General features: G+C 64.7%; 14 protein-coding genes. 8 read left to right on the top strand and 6 right to left on the bottom strand.

Annotation, left to right across the window (positions count from 1 at the left end; all coding sequences use genetic code 11):
* Positions 1–3: 3 nt before the first annotated feature.
* The 4 genes from ACO2Q5_RS15300 to ACO2Q5_RS15285 form a co-directional block, all read right to left on the bottom strand.
* Entirely contained in the window at positions 4–927 is a 924-nt protein-coding gene (locus ACO2Q5_RS15300) for an ABC transporter permease (protein ID WP_423292565.1), read from the bottom strand.
* Positions 924–1,889 (bottom strand): ABC transporter permease, encoded by a 966-nt coding sequence (locus tag ACO2Q5_RS15295; RefSeq protein ID WP_423292563.1) that lies wholly within the window; start codon positions 1,887–1,889, stop codon positions 924–926. Before ACO2Q5_RS15295 ends, ACO2Q5_RS15300 begins: the two co-directional genes overlap by 4 nt.
* A gap of 60 nt (positions 1,890–1,949) precedes the next feature.
* Positions 1,950–3,521: an ABC transporter substrate-binding protein gene (locus ACO2Q5_RS15290; RefSeq protein WP_423292562.1), complete on the bottom strand. Its 1,572-nt coding sequence runs from the start codon at positions 3,519–3,521 to the stop codon at positions 1,950–1,952.
* A 69-nt stretch (positions 3,522–3,590) separates the two neighbouring features.
* Positions 3,591–4,583, bottom strand: a complete 993-nt coding sequence (locus ACO2Q5_RS15285; protein ID WP_423292560.1) for an ABC transporter ATP-binding protein — start codon at positions 4,581–4,583, stop codon at positions 3,591–3,593.
* 125 nt (positions 4,584–4,708) lie between these two features.
* Here ACO2Q5_RS15285 and ACO2Q5_RS15280 point away from each other — a divergent pair, with 125 nt between their 5' ends.
* Positions 4,709–5,404, top strand: coding sequence for a GntR family transcriptional regulator (locus ACO2Q5_RS15280; RefSeq protein WP_423292558.1), 696 nt, complete (start codon positions 4,709–4,711; stop codon positions 5,402–5,404).
* Here ACO2Q5_RS15280 and ACO2Q5_RS15275 read toward each other — a convergent pair.
* Entirely contained in the window at positions 5,357–6,127 is a 771-nt protein-coding gene (locus ACO2Q5_RS15275) for an aspartate/glutamate racemase family protein (protein ID WP_423292556.1), read from the bottom strand. The genes ACO2Q5_RS15280 and ACO2Q5_RS15275 overlap by 48 nt on opposite strands.
* A 370-nt stretch (positions 6,128–6,497) precedes the next feature.
* Here ACO2Q5_RS15275 and ACO2Q5_RS15270 point away from each other — a divergent pair, with 370 nt between their 5' ends.
* From ACO2Q5_RS15270 to ACO2Q5_RS15240, 7 genes are read left to right on the top strand one after another with little or no spacing between them, the layout of a single operon-like run.
* Positions 6,498–7,466 (top strand): ABC transporter ATP-binding protein, encoded by a 969-nt coding sequence (locus ACO2Q5_RS15270; protein WP_423292554.1) that lies wholly within the window; start codon positions 6,498–6,500, stop codon positions 7,464–7,466.
* Positions 7,467–7,473: 7 nt separating this feature from the next.
* On the top strand, positions 7,474–8,493 hold the full coding sequence (locus tag ACO2Q5_RS15265) for an ATP-binding cassette domain-containing protein (protein ID WP_423292552.1): 1,020 nt from the start codon (positions 7,474–7,476) through the stop codon (positions 8,491–8,493).
* Complete coding sequence (locus tag ACO2Q5_RS15260; RefSeq protein WP_423292550.1) at positions 8,490–10,088, top strand: ABC transporter substrate-binding protein; 1,599 nt, start codon at positions 8,490–8,492, stop codon at positions 10,086–10,088. The genes ACO2Q5_RS15265 and ACO2Q5_RS15260 overlap by 4 nt, the downstream gene beginning before the upstream one ends.
* 54 nt (positions 10,089–10,142) lie before the next feature.
* A complete protein-coding gene (locus ACO2Q5_RS15255) occupies positions 10,143–11,099 on the top strand; it encodes an ABC transporter permease (protein WP_423292548.1) in 957 nt (318 codons plus the stop codon).
* Positions 11,096–12,001, top strand: coding sequence for an ABC transporter permease (locus tag ACO2Q5_RS15250; RefSeq protein ID WP_423292546.1), 906 nt, complete (start codon positions 11,096–11,098; stop codon positions 11,999–12,001). The genes ACO2Q5_RS15255 and ACO2Q5_RS15250 overlap by 4 nt, the downstream gene beginning before the upstream one ends.
* A 1-nt stretch (position 12,002) precedes the next feature.
* Entirely contained in the window at positions 12,003–13,550 is a 1,548-nt protein-coding gene (locus ACO2Q5_RS15245; protein ID WP_423292544.1) for an amidohydrolase family protein, read from the top strand.
* Entirely contained in the window at positions 13,547–15,031 is a 1,485-nt protein-coding gene (locus ACO2Q5_RS15240; protein ID WP_423292542.1) for an amidohydrolase family protein, read from the top strand. Before ACO2Q5_RS15245 ends, ACO2Q5_RS15240 begins: the two co-directional genes overlap by 4 nt.
* Before the next feature lie 308 nt (positions 15,032–15,339).
* Here ACO2Q5_RS15240 and ACO2Q5_RS15235 read toward each other — a convergent pair whose 3' ends face one another.
* Complete coding sequence (locus tag ACO2Q5_RS15235) at positions 15,340–15,501, bottom strand: hypothetical protein (protein WP_423292540.1); 162 nt, start codon at positions 15,499–15,501, stop codon at positions 15,340–15,342.
* Between the last annotated feature and the right edge of the window lie 139 nt (positions 15,502–15,640).

The raw sequence follows: 15,640 nt of genomic DNA, 5'->3' as shown, positions 1-15,640 counted from the left end.
CTTTCATTTCAGCCGCGGGTTCAGCACGTCACGCAGCCAGTCGCCGAACAGGTTGACGGAGAGGACGAGGAGCACAAGCGCCAGCCCCGGGAACATCGAGATCCACCATTCGCCGGACAAGAGCAGATCGTTGCCCACCCGGATCAGCGCGCCCAGCGAGGGCTGGGTCGGGGGCATCCCCAGACCGAGGAAGGACAGGATCGCCTCGGTCAGGATCGCGACGCCAAGGCCAAGCGTGGCAAGGATGATGACGGGGCCCAGGGTGTTGGGCAGGATATGGGCGAAGATGATGGCGGCCACGGGCCTGCGCGACAGGCGGGCGGCGGCGGTGTAATCCTTGCCCTTCTCGACAAGGGTGGCGGCGCGGACGGTGCGGGCGAACTGCACCCAGTCGGCCACGCCGATGGCAAGGATCACCACATAGAACCGCGTCATCTCGCGCAGATCGGGGGGCATGACGGATTTGGCGATGCCGTCGATGAAGAAGGCGATCATGATCGTTGGAAAGGACAGCTGCACATCGGCCATGCGCATGATCAGCGCGTCGATCCAGCCGCCGAACCAGCCGGCAACAAGCCCCAGTGTCACGCCGATCAGGACCGACAGCAGCACTGCCGCCACGCCGACCGCGATCGAGATCCGCATGCCGTAGAAGATGGTCGACAGGACATCGCGCCCCTGCTCATCGGTGCCGAGGAGATAGCTCGTGCTTCCGCCCTCGATCCAGGCGGGCGGCAGGCGCGAATCCATCAGGTTCAGGGTCGAGGGATCGAAGGGCGTATGCGGCGCGATCAGGGGCGCGGCCAGCGCGCAGAAGAGCATGACCAGCAACAAAGCAAGCGCGACTATGGCGGCGGGGGCCTGACGGAAGCGCCAGAGAATGTCGCTGTCCAGCGCAGCGCGGAGGAGGATGGAGGGACGGGTCATTTGCGGCGCATCCTCGGGTCGATGAAGAGATAGATCATGTCGACGGTCAGGTTGATCAGCGCGAAGCCCAGGCCCACGAAGGCCAGATAGGCCGCCATGACCGGGAAATCGGCGTATTCGATGGCCTGCAGGATCAGCAGGCCCAACCCCGGCCATTGGAACACCGCCTCGCAGACGATGGCGAAGGCGATGAGCGAGCCGATCTGCAGCCCGACGATGGTGATCACCGGCAAGAGCGAATTGCGCAGCGCATGGCGCAGGTGGACGCTGCGGTCGGAGAGGCCGCGGGCACGCGCGAATTTGATGAAGTCGGAACGCAGGACCTCCTGCATCTCACCCTGCACCAGCCGCATGATCATCGAGATCTGGAAGACAGACAGCGTAAGAACCGGCATGATCAGCGCCTTGCGGCCGGTGTCGGTCAGCAGGCCGGTGGTCCACCAGCCGATCTGCACCGTCTCGCCCCGACCAAAGGCGGAGAGCCAGCGCAATTCGACCGCGAAGATCAGGATCAGCAGCATCCCGATCAGGAATTGCGGGACGGAGATGCCGACGAGCGAGACCATCTGGAAGAAGCGCGAGACCCAGCCCTTGGGGCGCAAGGCACAGTAGACGCCCATGGGAATACCGATCAGCAGCGCCAGAAGCGTGGCGCAGAAGACCAGTTCCAGCGTGGCCGGAAGACGGCTGAGGATCAGTTCCGCCACGGGCAGACGGTTGCGGTACGAGATGCCGAAGTCGCCCACCACGGCGCGTTCGACGAAATGCCAGAACTGCACGATCGTGGGCTGGTCCAGACCCAGGGTCACGCGCAAAGCATCGCGTTCCTCAAGCGTCGCATTGACGCCCAGGATGTTGTTCACCGGATCGCCCAGATAGTTGAAGATCCAGAAGGACAGGCCCGCCACGACCAGCATCACCAGAAGGACGCTGCCAAGACGGCGGAGGACAAGGGTGATCATCGGCTGGCTTTCGGCTTACGGGAAGGTGGCCGGGCGACCATGGCCGCCCGGCGCAGCGCCTCAGTTCATGGTGTAGTACCAAAAGCGGGTGTATTCATCGCCCGGCACGATGGCGTTCACCTTGTCGGTCATGCCCCAGGTCAGGAATTGCTGGTGCAGCATGATCTTGCCCACCTCGTCCCGCTGGGTCTTCAGCACTTCGCTGATCATCGCCTGCCGCTTGACGGGATCGGATTCCAGGCCGATCTGGATGATCAGCTCGTCCACCTTGGCATTGGAATAGCCCTTGGGGTTCCATGCCCCCAGCTCGCCCGAGGGCGTGTGGACGGTGGCGCTGAAGACGTTATAGGGGTCGATGGTCGGCAGACCGGCCCAGCCCAGCATGTAGAACGAATACTCGCCCGCGGGCAGTTCGGTATCGAACTGGACCGGGGTATGCATGTTCAGCTTTGCCGTGATGCCGATCTTGCCCAGCATGCCGACGACGGCCTGGCAGATCTGTTCATCATTGATGAACGACCCTTGGGGGCAGTCCATGGTCAGGGTGAAGCCCTCGGCATAGCCCGCCTCGGCCAGAAGGGCCTTGGCCGCCTCGGGATCAAAGGGGAAACGCTCCTCCAGCGCCGGGTCGTAGAAGGGCATCTGCGGGGCAAGCTGCGTGGCGACCGGGCCGGAATTCCCGCGCATGATGGACCGCTTGATACCCTCGATGTCGATGGCCATGCTGATCGCCTTGCGGACCTTGACCTCTTTCAGCGGATTGCCCTCGACGCCGCTGCCTTCCAGCGTGTCGCTTTGCTGATCCATGCCGAAATAGATCGTGCGCAGATGCGGTGCCCGGACCACTTTCATGCCCGGCGTGGCCTCGATCCGGTCCAGATCCTGCGGAGGGGCGTTGCGGATGAAATCGACCTCGCCCGACAGAAGCGCGGCCACGCGGGTCGCGTTGTTGGTGATCGGCGTATAGACGATCTCGTCCAGATTATGCTTCTTCTCATCCCACCAGTTGGGGTTTGCTTCCAGAACGGTGCGCACATCGGGCTGGCGGTCGACCAGACGGAAGGGACCGGTCCCGTTCGCCTGCGTCTGCATCGCGCCACCCGCGTTCGAGGACAGATCCAGCGGTGTGGTCGAGCCGATCTCGGTCTGGAACTCCTGATCCATGATGTACCAGCCGGCGAAGTCATTCAGCAGAAGGGCATATTTCCGCTTCAGCTTGAAATCGACGGTGTAGTCATCAACCTTCACCACCTCGGCAATCGGCTCCAGCAGGCCCGCGAAGGGCGAACCGGCATCGCCCGCGCGATGGTACGAGAAGATCACGTCATCGGCGGTGAAAGCGTTGCCGTTGTGGAATTTCACGTCGCGGCGCAGGTGGAAGCGCCATTCCGTATCGGACAGGATCTCCCAGCTTTCGGCCAGCGCGGGTTCCAGTTTCAGATCGGCGTTCCAGCGGACAAGGCCCTCGTAGACGTTGCACAGCAGGCTGAGGGCAAAGTCGTCCCGCGCGGCATGCGGATCCATCGAGGCGATGTCCTGTCCTTCGGCGAAACGCAGGGTATTGGCATAGGCGGTCCCGCTGATGGCGGCCAGACCGGCCGCCAGGATCAGGGGGCGGAGGAGGTGTTTCATGGAGGCGCTCCTGTTGGGGGTGAAGATTTCTTCTGGGCGCCGTCCCGTCTCCGGGAAGGCGCGGTCTTGTCATTCGGTCGGTGAAAGCGTTGTTCCGCCGTCCGAGAGGTGGCAGGCCACCCGCGCCGCACCGACCGGCGTGAAGGCGGGGACCTCAGAGGTGCAGCGCGGACCGGCATGCGGACAGCGCGGATGAAAGCTGCATCCGCCCGGCCAGTGGCCCAGCCGGGGCATGGCGCCGCTGATCTGCGGCAACCGCTCGGCCCGGTGGCGGATTGAGGGGATCAGGCTCATCAGCCCGGCGGTATAGGGATGGCGCGCGGCGTGGACGACCTGCTCCACCGGCCCGATCTCGACCACGCGGCCCGCATACATCACGGCCACCCGGTCGGCGATTTCGGCGATGACGCCCATGTCATGCGTCACCAGCATGATCGCCGTGCCCCGCTCTTTCGCCAGACGGCGCAAGAGGGCCAGGATCTGCGCCTGAATTGAAACATCCAGTGCCGTCGTCGGCTCGTCGGCGATGATCACATCCGGCTCGGCCGCGATGGCCAGCGCGATGACGATCCGCTGCCGCATCCCGCCCGAGAACTGGTGCGGATACTGGCCGAAGCGGTTGGCGGGATCGGCAATCCCCACCTCGGCCAGCAGGGACAGCGCGCGGGCCTTCGCCTCGGCCCGGCCCAGTGGCAGATGGGTGCGGATGGTCTCGGTCAGCTGATCGCCCACGGTCATCAGCGGGTCAAGGCTGGTCAGCGGATCCTGAAAGATCGCCCCGATCCGCTTGCCGCGCAGGCGACGCTGGGCATCCTTGGGCAGGTCGTCGATCCGCTCTCCGGCCAGCAGGATCTGGCCTTGCGAAATCCGTCCGGGGGCCTGCAGCAGCCCGATCAGGGCGCTGCCCGTCAACGACTTTCCGGCGCCGGATTCCCCGACGACGCCCAGAATTTCCCCGCGGGCAATGGCAAAGGACACATCCCTGATCGCGGGCAGCGGCCCGCGGCGCTGGTCGAAGGTGATGGAGAGGTTACGAACCTCAAGCGCGGGGACTTCGGTCATACCGCACGCCCTCCGCCGAACTGGGCTCTTGCGCTTGGTCGCAATCTGGGCAAATTGTTGGGAAAGATTGTATACAGAAGATTGATACCGGATTTCCGGCGATCTGCTGCAGGGCGCAGGACAGTATGGCGACCAAGGAAAAGACCGACAAGCGCCGCACGGACGAGCGGGTACACAGCGCCATCTTCGCGGCGATCATCAACCATCAGCTGCGCCCGGCGACCCAGCTGCAAGAGGATGCGCTGGCCGCGGCCTTCGGCGTCAGCCGCACCATCATCCGCAAGGTTCTTCAACAGCTTGCGCATGAAAAACTGGTGGTCATCACCCCCAACAAGGGCGCGCGCGTGGCCCGGCCCACCACCGAAGAGGCCCGTCAGGTCTTTGAAGCGCGCCACACGATCGAGCGTGAGCTGGTCAGCACCGTTGCGCGCAGGGCGCAGGGGAAAGAGCTCGACGGGTTGCGCGGAATCGTTGAAGAGGAGCGGCGTGCGCAGGAAGCGGATGACAAGCGCCGCCGGGTGCAGCTTTCGGGCGATTTCCACCGCGCGCTGGCCGGTCTTGCGGGCAACGACGTGCTGGCGACGTTCCTGAGCGAGCTGGTCTCGCGCACCTCGCTGATCATCGCGCTTTACGAAAAGCCCGGCGCGGTCCCCTGCTCCTGCGAAGAGCATCAGGAGATCATTGATGCGCTGGCGCGCCGCGACGAGGCGGCGGCGATTGATCGGATGTCGCATCATCTGAAGCATATCGAGTCCCAGGTGGATCTGTCGCAATCAACGGGCGGCGTCGATTTCAGGTCGCTCTTCGCCGCCGTAGAGTAGGGGGGCATAGGCCGCAAGCTTGCCCCCATAGGGCTTGGGCAGCGGGTAGGCGAGATCGCCGTGCTTCGAGGTGCGCAGCCCGGTGCCGACCAGCGCCTCGGCGAATTTCACCGCGACAGTCACACCGTCAATGACCGGAACCGGCAGGCGCGGCCGCAGATAGTCCAGCAGGCCCGCCATTCCTGCACAGCCCAGAACGATGGAATCGCAATGATCCTCGGCCAAGGCACGGCGGCATTCGGCAAGGACGGTCTGGTTCACCATGTCGCTGGGCTCTTCCAGATCCAGCACCGGCAGATCGGTGGCCCGCACCCGGCGGCAGGCAGCGGCCATGCCGTAATTGCGCACCAGCGCCTCAGAGATGATGCGGGTGCGGTCCAGCGTGGTGACGATGGAAAAGCTGGTCGAGACGAAGGTCGCGGCATGCATCGCCGCCTCGGCAATGCCGATAACCGGGGCGGCCGTCAGCTCGCGTGCGGCCAGAAGGCCCGGGTCGCCGAAGCAGGCGATGATATAGGCATCGGCGTCGGGGTCGGCGCGGATCTCGTCGATCAGGCCCAGCACGCTGATCGCCTCGTCATAATGGCCTTCGATGGAGACGGGGCCGCTTCGGGCGGTGACCGCCTCGATCACGGTAGAGGGCGCCGCGACCTCGACAGCCGCGGCTTCCATGCTTCGTGTCATGGCGGCGGTGGTGTTGGGGTTGATCAGCTTGATGCGCATTTTGGGGTCTGAACGCCTCTCATCATTGTATACAATATTAGTTGCGAAGAAGCGTCGACCTGTCAACGGCGTTGCGGTCCGGTACCGCAAAGCTGGCCTGCAACAGCGTTTTGTTTTGGATCGCAGGCCCGAACTGACCCTTACGCACGGCCTTTGCTGGGCTGGCAGGGACGAAAACCGGCCGATTTCCCCCGATTCGTAGCAGATTTGGCCTGCTCTGACACCAACCCTGCTGTCGTCCTGTGCGGACCTGCCAAAAACCTGCCTATTTGATATGCACAAATGGATACAAACATCAGACAGGTTTGTTTATCTTATCGTATACAATAAAATCGTCCAAGTTGAGGCTGAAGAGCACAGGCGAGAGTCCATGCAGCAGCCAATCCTTGATGTCAGCGATCTTCGCATGGGGTTTTCCACCATTGGGGGAACCGTCGTTGCGATTGATCAGGTCAGCTTCCGGCTGCACCGGGGCGAGGTGCTGGCGATCATCGGGGAATCGGGGTCCGGCAAGACCGTGACCGCCATGAGCATCGCCCGCCTGATCGCCACGCCGCCCGGACGCTATCTTGGCGGATCGGTGCGGATCGGCGACGAAGACATTCTGACCCTTCACGAAGCGGCGATGGAGGAGGTGCGCGGCAGCCGGATCGGCACGATCTTCCAGAACCCCCGCGCGTCGCTGGACCCATCCTTCACCGTGGGGGCACAGCTGACAGAGACGCTGCGCCGCCACGACCCGCAACTCACACGGGACGGGGCCCGGGGCCGCGCACTGGAGGCATTGCGGCAGGTCGGCTTTCCCGATGCCGAACGGGTAATGGCCAGTCATCCCCACCAGCTGTCCGGCGGAATGTGCCAGCGGATCGCGCTGGCGATGACGCTGGCCTGCAAGCCGGAACTGCTGATTGCAGATGAACCGACCACTGCGCTGGATGTGGGTGTTCAGGCCAGGATCCTGATGCTGCTGAAACGGTTGGGGCGCGAGACGGGGCTGCCGATCATCCTGATCACCCATGACATCGGCGTGGTCGCGGCCATGGCGACGCGGGTGCTGGTCATGTACGGCGGCCATATGCAGGAGACGGCACCCGCCGAGGACCTGCTGGAGAACCCCCTCCACCCCTATACCCGTGCGCTGATCGACGCGCTGCCGGACCCGGATGCCCCGGTGGGCACGCTGTCCTTCATCGAGGGCGAGCCGCCCAATCTGGCCGATCCGCCGCCCGGCTGCCGCTTTGCCCCGCGCTGTCCGCAGGCGACGGCGGCCTGTCATGCCGACCTGCCCGGCTGGCGCGAGGTGGCACCCGGCCGGTCCGTCCGCTGTCATCTGGTGTGAGGGCATGATGGAAAACCTGATCGAAATCCGCAGCCTCTCCAAGACGTTCCGCAGCCGTCGCGGCAGCTTTTTCCACCGCGAAACGGTTGAGACGAAAGCGGTTTCCGATATCAGCATAGACATTCGCAAGGGTGAGATTCTGGGTTGCGTTGGCGGTTCCGGATCGGGCAAGTCCACCTTGGGCCGGATGATCCTGCGGCTGATCGAACCGGATGACGGCACCCTCACCTATGGCGGCCGGGACCTGCGCAGCTTGCGCGGCGAGGATCTGCGCCAGCATCGCCGCCGCGCGCAGATCGTGTTCCAGGACCCGCTGCAATCGCTGAACCCGCGCCGCACGGTGGCGGAGAATGTCGCCCGCCCGCTTCTCAACTTCGGTGCATCGCGCGCAGCGGCGGCTCGCCGGGCGGATGAGCTGTTCGAGCTGGTCGGCCTCGACCCCCGGCAATCCCACCGCTATCCGCATGAATTCTCGGGTGGTCAGTGCCAGCGCATCGCGATTGCCCGCGCGCTGGCGCTTGAGCCGGAATTCCTGTTCCTGGATGAGCCGGTCTCGGCGCTGGACGTCTCGATTCAGGCGCAGATCCTGAACCTTCTGAAGCGGCTGCAGGCCGAGTTTGGCCTGACCTTCCTGTTCGTCTCGCATGACTTGAAGATCGTCCGGCAGTTCTGCGACCGTACCATGGTGATGTATCGCGGCCGGCTGCTGGAGACCGGCGGCAGCGATCAAGTCTATCGCCAGCCGCTGCATCCCTTCACCCAGGATTTCCTTGGCACCGTGCTGCACGCAAGGCGCAGCGATGCCTGGGAAAAGGCGGCGGAACGCGCCGAGGATCTGGAGGGCCGTCTGCCCGAGATCGCCCCCGGCCATTGCGTCTATGCCGCCAATTGCTCCGCCCGCTTTGAACCCTGCACCCGCGCGGCCCCGCCGCTGTTCCGGCAGGGAGAGCGCCGCGTCGCCTGTTTCCACCACGACCCGCGGTCCGCCGCGCAACAAGACAAAACCCCAACAGGAGTTTCCGCATGACCCGACTTTCCCGATCCCTGTGCCTGTTCCTTCAGGGAACAGCTCTCTCCCTGTCCCTTGCCGTGACCGCCGCGCCTGCCCTGGCCGAGACGACGCTTGTCGTCGCCGTCGAGGCCGATTTCAGCCGGATGGACCCCCATGCCTCGCGCACATGGAACACCTTCAAGGTCGTCCGCCACATCTTCGAGAGTTTCGTCGAGGAAGATCTGACCAAGGGCGGCGATGCTGTCCCCGAGATCGTCCCCGCGCTCGCCGAAAGCTGGGAGGTGTCCGAGGATGGCAAATCCTACACCTTCCACCTGCGGAAGGGTGTGACGTTCCACGATGGCACGCCGTGGAACGCCGAGGCGGCGAAGTTCAACATGGACCGCATGACCAATCCCGAGTTCGAGTTCTTCGTGCCCTCGGCGCCCGGTCTGCTCAGCTGGGTGTGGATGGACCTGGAAAGCTATGAGGTCGTCGACGAATTTACCTTCCGCATCAATCTGAAACAGCCCAATGCCGAATTCCTGCGCCGGATGGCGGCGGGCGGCTCCGGCTCGCCGCGCATGGTCTCGCCCGAGGCGGTGAAGACCTATGGCAATGACGGGATCGAAGAGCATCCCATCGGCACCGGACCGTTCAAATTCGTGGAACGCGTGGTCGGCGACCGCGTGGTGATCGAGAAGAACGAGGGTTACTGGAACCCCGACCGGATGCCCAAATCCGACAAGATCATCCTGCGCGGTATCCCCGAGGTCGCGACCCGCGAACTGGCGCTGATGAGCGGAGAGGTCGATATCATCGGCACTCCCTCGCCGGATTCGATCGAGATGCTGCAGGCCCAGGGCGCGCAGATCGTCACCGGCAAATCGCCGATGTTCTACGTCATGTGGATCAACATGAAGGATCCGCATTTCAAGGACGTTCGCGTCCGTCAGGCGATGTGCATGGCGATCAACCGCGAGGATATGGCCAAATTCCAGCGCAAGGGCTTTGCCGTGCCGACCTGGGGCATCCTGAACCCCGGCGGCCCGGGCTATGATCCGGCCTTCAAGGATTGCGAATACGATCCCGAAGGCGCCAAGGCCCTGCTGGCGGAGGCGGGCTATCCCGACGGGTTCGACACGCGGATGGACTGGACCTTCGGTGGCGGCTCGGACGTGAACACCCGCGGCGATGCGGAATGGTTGCAGCGCGACTTTGCGGCCGTGGGCATCCGCGCCTCGATCGAGATGTTCGACAACAATACCTTCTGGGACATGATGACCGCCGGCATGCGTGAGGGGACCGGCCTGACCTCGGCGTCCTGGGGGGAAAGCACCTTCGCCTGGCTGGACCAACTGGTGACGACGACTGCCCTGCCGCAGAACTGCTGCAACTCGGGCTATTACGACAATCCCGAGATGGACCGCCTGCTGTCCGAAGCCCGCGCCACCGCGACGCAGGAAGAGCTGGATGCCAAGCTGCATGAGCTGCGCGACATCGTGGCCAAGGACATGGCGTTCACCAGCTATTACGCGGCCAATTCGGTCTATGCCGTCGGCCCCACGGTGACCGGCTTCGTTCTGGCCCCGCAGCACTGGATCGACCTGACCACGGTCACCAAGGAATAGGCCAAGGCCCGCCCCGGTCCGCCGGGGCGGGCGTTTCCCGTTTCAGGATTGCCCATGACCCTGCTTCTTTTCGCGCTTGGCCGGTTGCTTTCGGCCATCCCCGTCCTGATCGGGGTGACCATCGTCGTCTTCCTCTCGGTGCAGCTTGTGCCCGGTGACATCGCCCTGTCCATTCTGGGCCGCATGGCCACGCAGGAGCAGCTTGCGGCCTTGCGCGAGGAGATGGGGCTGAACCAGCCGGTGGCCGTGCAATACATCCGCTGGTTCGGCGCGCTGTTGCAGGGCGATATCGGCACCTCTCTCGCGCAGCAGATGCCGGTCGCCACGATCCTGCTGCCGAAAATCGGCAATTCCCTGATCCTGATGGCGGGCAGCCTGATCATGGTGCTGGGGGTCGGCCTGCTGCTGGCCGTCATCTCTGCGCCGCGGTTCCGCAGCCTGACCGACCGTGCGGTCGTGGCGCTGACGCTGATCCTGGCCAGCCTGCCGGTGTTCTGGCTTGGGATCGTGCTGCTGTATTTCCTGGGCTTCAAATGGAAGCTCTTCCCGATTTCGGGCATGTACAACGTCGTCAAGCCGGGGGGATTGCCGGATCTGCTGCACCACCTGATCCTGCCCGCCGCGGTCACCGCCGCCTCGTCGATTGCCATCGTGGCGCGGGTCACCCGGTCGCGGATGCTGGATGTGCTGGCGCAGCCTTATATCCTTGCCGCAAGGGCGCGCGGGCTGCGCCGCGGCCAGATCGTGCTGCGCCATGCGGTGCGCAACACGCTCCCCACTTTCGCCAGCATCGGCGGGCTGCAGATCGGCGGGTTGTTCGGCGGGGTGGTCTTTACCGAGATCATCTTCAACTGGCCCGGTGTCGGCCTGCAGCTCTATGACGCGATCCTTGCCCGCGACGTGCCGATGATTCAGGGCTGCGTGCTGGTCGTCGCCGCGGTCTTCGTTCTGGGCAACCTGATTTCGGACATCGCGGTCTTCTCGCTCGACCCCAGAAAGGACCAGCTGTGACCGCCGTTCCGTCTCCGCTCCGTCGCACCCGTGCCCGGTCGAACCTCTATTTCGTCTGGCGCGGGGTGCTGGGCGATCCGGTGGCACGATGCGCGGCGGGTGTGATCGCGGTGATGCTGCTGGCGGCCGCTTTTGCCGATTGGATCGCACCCTGGCCGCCGAATGCCGCCAATCCGGAGCTGCGGCTGATGCCGCCCGGAACGCCGGGGCACCTCCTCGGCCTTGACAATCAGGGGCGGGACATCCTGTCGCGCCTGATCCATGGCGCGCGGCTGACGCTCCTCTGCGGGATCACCCCGGTCCTGATCGGAGCCGCCATCTCGGTTCCGCTGGGCCTGCTGGGCGCGTGGTATCGCGGTCTTGGCGCGGTGATCATGCGGCTAATGGATGTGCTTTTCGCCTTTCCCATGGCGCTGCTGGCGATCCTGCTGGCCGCGCTGATGGGCCCCGGCATCGGCAACATGATGATCGCGCTGGTCGTGACCCTGATCCCCTACAACACCCGCGTCGTCTATGCCGCCGCCTGTCTGGAGCGCGATCAGGCCTATGTCGAGGCGGCCAAGGCCATGGCCACGCCGGACCTGAAGATCCTGTTCGTCGAGATGCTGCCGAATGTCGTGGCCGCCTCGGTCGTCTATTCCTGCACTATCATCGGGTCCGTGGTCATCACCGCGGCGGGCCTGTCCTTTCTGGGCCTTGGCGTGCAGCCGCCCACCCCCGAATGGGGCATCATGACCAGCGAGGGGCGCAGCTATATCTTCAACGCCCCGCATATCGCCGCAGTGCCGGGCCTCGCGATCACCGTGCTGGTGATGGCCTTCAACCTCTTGGGCGACAGTCTGCGGGATTCGCTGGATCCCCGCACCCGCCTCAGCCTCATTCGTCCCCGGAAGGGAACCTGACATGACCGCCCCTCTGCGCCCGACCGTCATCCGCAACGCCACCGTCCTGACGCTGGACGACAGCGACCGCCTTCACCCCCGTGCCGATGTGGTGATCGAAGGTGGGCTGATCCGGGCGGTCGGCCCCGGTGCCGCCGCCAGCGCCCCGCCCGGGGCCGAGGTGATCGAGGCCGAGGGCAATCTGGTGATCCCCGGTCTGGTCAACGGCCATTTCCACTCGCCCGGCAACTTCATGAAGGGCGCGCTGGAGAACTGGCCGCTGGAACTGTTCATGCTCTTCGAGGTGCCCCCCCTGATGGACCGCGTGGCCAGCCCGCGCTTTGCCTATGTGCGCACCATGTTGGGCATCATCGAGATGCTGAAGCAGGGCGTGACTTCGGTCCATGACGACTGCTTCTTTGTCCCGGTGGTGACCGAGGGCGAGGTGGATGCCGTGCTGCAGGCCTATGCCGATGCGGGGATGCGCGCCACGGTGACGCTGGATCAGCCCAACGTGGCCGAAACGGAGAAATACCCGTTCCTTGCCGAGATCCTGCCCGCCCCGCTGCGCGCCCGGATGGAAGCGGCCCCGCGGATGACGGACCGGCAGCTTCTGGATCATTACGCTGCCTATATCGACCGCTGGCATGGCAAGGCCGGGGGGCGTCTGCGGGCCGCGGTCTCCTGCTCGGCCCCGCAGCGGGTGACGCCGGAATATTTCCGCGCGCTTGGGGATATCGCGCGCCAGATGGATATCCCCTATGACATGCACATTCTGGAAACCCGTCTCCAGCGCGTTCTGGGGCAGGAGAATTACGGGAAGTCGCTGGTCCGCTACGCCCATGACATGGGGGTGCTGACCGAACAGGCCATGGTGATCCATGCGATCTGGATTGATGACGAGGACATCCGGCTGATCGCCGACTCCGGCGCCTCGGTCGCGCATAACCCGGTGTCAAACCTGAAGATCGGCAGCGGCATCATGCGCTGGCGGCACCTGCGTGAGGCAGGGATCAATGTCTGCCTTGGCAATGACGAGGCGAATACCGATGACGGGATCAACCTCTGGACCGTGGGCAAGGTCGCAGGCCTGATGCACAATGTGACCGACCCCGAGTTCCGCAACTGGATTACGCCCGGAGAGATTCTCGGCGGGCTGACCCATGCCGGCGCCCGGGCGATGCGGCTGCCGGCGCCGACGGGCCGGATCGCGCCGGACTGGCAGGCAGATCTGACGATTCTGGATCTCTCCACCCTGCCCTTCACGCCGCTGAACGACATCCGCCGCCAGCTGGTCTATTGCGAGACCGGCGGCTCGGTCCGGACGGTGCTGGTGGGCGGCGAGGTGGTGGTCCGCAACGGGCGGCTGACCCGGGTGGATGAAGATGCGCTTCTGGCCGAGGCCCGGGAATGCGCCGCCGAATTCGCCGAATACATGGCCCGCTGCTCCAGCGCGGCCGAGGAACTCGCCCCCCATTACCGCGCCATGTATGACCGCGCGCTGGCCACTCCGGTCGGCATGGACCGTTGGGCACGGCCCGATTTCGGCAAAGGAGAAGCCTTGCAATGACGACGACCCGCGTCCGTGCCCGTTATGTGATCGCCTGGGACGGCACCTCGCACCGCACCCTGAAGAACGGCGAGGTCGTCTATCGCGGCGACACGATCATCTTTGTCGGCCGCGGCTACGGCGGCCCGGTGGATCAGGAGATCGACGGCGGCAATGCCGTCCTTGGCCCCGGCTTCATCGACATGAACGCGCTGGCCGATCTGGACACCACCGTTCTCGCCTTCGACAATCAGCCCGACTGGGCCAAGGGCCGCACCTGGCCCGAGGATTACCTCTCCTCCGGCCCGATCGAGATGTATTCGGAGGAAGAGCAGACCTTCACGAAGAAATATGCCTTCGCCCAGCTGATCCGCAACGGCATCACCACGGCTTTGCCCATCACCTCGATGTTCTACCGCAAATGGGCCGAGACCTATGACGAATTCGCCCGCGCCGCCGACTCTGCGGCAGAGCTGGGGCTGCGCGCCTATCTTGGCCCCTGCTACATGACAGGGGTCGAGGTCGTGCGCGGGGATGGCAGCTTCTATACCCATTGGGATGAGGAGCTGGGTCTGCAGGGCCTTGCAGATGCCGAACGCTATATCCGCACCTATGACGGCGCGCATGACGGGCTGATCCGCGGTGGTCTTTTCCCCGACCGGATCGAGAATTGCACGCCCCAGCTGCTCCGCCGTTCTGCCGCGATCTCGGCGGAGCTTGGCGTGCCGGTGAAACTGCATTGCGCCCAAAGCATGGATGAGTTCGACGCGCTGGTCGCCCGGTATGACATGACGCCGGTCGAGTGGCTGAAATCGCTGGATTTCCTCAGCCCGCGCGCCCTGCTGCCGCATGGGGTGTTCCTGACGGGCCACAGCCGGGTGCGGCGCAAGGGGGATGATGTCGGGTTGCTGAGGGACTCGGGCGCGACGCTTGTGCATTGCCCGCTGGTCGGCTCACGCTACGGGGTGACCATGGAAAGCTTTGCCCGGCTGAGGCAGGCGGGCATCCGCATCGGTCTGGGCACCGACACCTTCCCGCCGGATATGGTGGAAAACATGCGGATCGGCATCAGCCTCTGCCGGGTGACCGACCATTCCGTCACCGCCGCCTCGGCCGCCGATTTTTACGATGCGGCAACCGTAGACGCCGCCGACGCGCTTGGTCGCCCCGATCTGGGGCGTCTGGCCGTGGGGGCGAAGGCGGATATGACGCTGTTCGACCTGTCGGATTTTGCCATAGGCCAGGTGATCGACCCGATCCAGACCATGGTGCTGTCCGGCACGGGTCGCGACTTCCGCACCTCGATCATCAACGGGCGCGTGGTGATGCGGGACCGGCAATTGCCGGGGGTGGATATGGAGGACTGGAACGTCCGGGCGCAGGCGCAGTTCGATGGGCTGATCGCGAAATATCCGCTGCGGACGCTGCATCATCCGCCGGTGGAGCAGATTTTCAGGCCCAGCTACCCAGAGTTTGACGGGCCCGATCTTGCCTCAAACTGAGGCTAGATGCGCAGGCATCGCCAACGGGGCGGTACTTTCGTCGTTCCCGGAGTGATCGGGGAGGCAAGGCCGGCACCGAACCGGCGCCCCCCTAAGCGCGCGTTGCATATGCGCATCGCCCAGGTCGCTTGATGAACGCGGCGGTCCGGGTTTTCAGGGTTTCTGATCGGTTCCGATCTGGAACTTGCGCCGGACCTGCCGTTTGGCCCCGCCATGCCTGCGGGCGCTCCACTCCGCTTTCGCCCCGACCTTGATCCCCGTACTGGCCTTGGCATTGCGGGGGGGTTCACCCGTGGGGATATTGACCCTCAGCGGCGGCCGACGATGCGACGGGGTGCTGAGGTCGCACCCGCCCAGTCGAGGCCAATCAGCCGCAGCAGGCTCTCGACAACCTCGAACAGCACCTTCAGCATTAGGAAGGTCCAGATCGCGGCATAGTCACCTTGCCGTTCGCGCGTGGGGGTCGGCACGGCTTTCCAACACACAGTGGGATCGAACCTGACCACCAGCGAGACAAGACGCCGGAGCACCTTGTCATGAGCCGATCCACCCGATGCCGGGGCTGAGCATCTGGGATAGGTCCCGCTCGGGGATGGATGGCGGAGCGTC

Origin of the sequence: Neotabrizicola sp. VNH66 (assembly GCF_049445895.1) — a bacterium.
GTDB lineage: Bacteria > Pseudomonadota > Alphaproteobacteria > Rhodobacterales > Rhodobacteraceae > Pseudogemmobacter.
This window is presented reverse-complemented; position numbering and strand designations above follow the sequence as displayed.

What these genes read in the sequence shown, in the direction of transcription:
- ACO2Q5_RS15240 (WP_423292542.1), top strand. Translation starts at nt 13,547, where the DNA reads ATGACGACGACCCGCGTCCGTGCCCGTTATGTGATCGCCTGGGACGGC.
- ACO2Q5_RS15270 (WP_423292554.1), top strand. Translation starts at nt 6,498, where the DNA reads ATGCAGCAGCCAATCCTTGATGTCAGCGATCTTCGCATGGGGTTTTCC.
- ACO2Q5_RS15295 (WP_423292563.1), bottom strand. Translation starts at nt 1,889, where the DNA reads ATGATCACCCTTGTCCTCCGCCGTCTTGGCAGCGTCCTTCTGGTGATG.
- ACO2Q5_RS15245 (WP_423292544.1), top strand. Translation starts at nt 12,003, where the DNA reads ATGACCGCCCCTCTGCGCCCGACCGTCATCCGCAACGCCACCGTCCTG.
- ACO2Q5_RS15290 (WP_423292562.1), bottom strand. Translation starts at nt 3,521, where the DNA reads ATGAAACACCTCCTCCGCCCCCTGATCCTGGCGGCCGGTCTGGCCGCC.
- ACO2Q5_RS15300 (WP_423292565.1), bottom strand. Translation starts at nt 927, where the DNA reads ATGACCCGTCCCTCCATCCTCCTCCGCGCTGCGCTGGACAGCGACATT.
- ACO2Q5_RS15275 (WP_423292556.1), bottom strand. Translation starts at nt 6,127, where the DNA reads ATGCGCATCAAGCTGATCAACCCCAACACCACCGCCGCCATGACACGA.
- ACO2Q5_RS15260 (WP_423292550.1), top strand. Translation starts at nt 8,490, where the DNA reads ATGACCCGACTTTCCCGATCCCTGTGCCTGTTCCTTCAGGGAACAGCT.
- ACO2Q5_RS15255 (WP_423292548.1), top strand. Translation starts at nt 10,143, where the DNA reads ATGACCCTGCTTCTTTTCGCGCTTGGCCGGTTGCTTTCGGCCATCCCC.
- ACO2Q5_RS15280 (WP_423292558.1), top strand. Translation starts at nt 4,709, where the DNA reads ATGGCGACCAAGGAAAAGACCGACAAGCGCCGCACGGACGAGCGGGTA.
- ACO2Q5_RS15265 (WP_423292552.1), top strand. Translation starts at nt 7,474, where the DNA reads ATGGAAAACCTGATCGAAATCCGCAGCCTCTCCAAGACGTTCCGCAGC.
- ACO2Q5_RS15285 (WP_423292560.1), bottom strand. Translation starts at nt 4,583, where the DNA reads ATGACCGAAGTCCCCGCGCTTGAGGTTCGTAACCTCTCCATCACCTTC.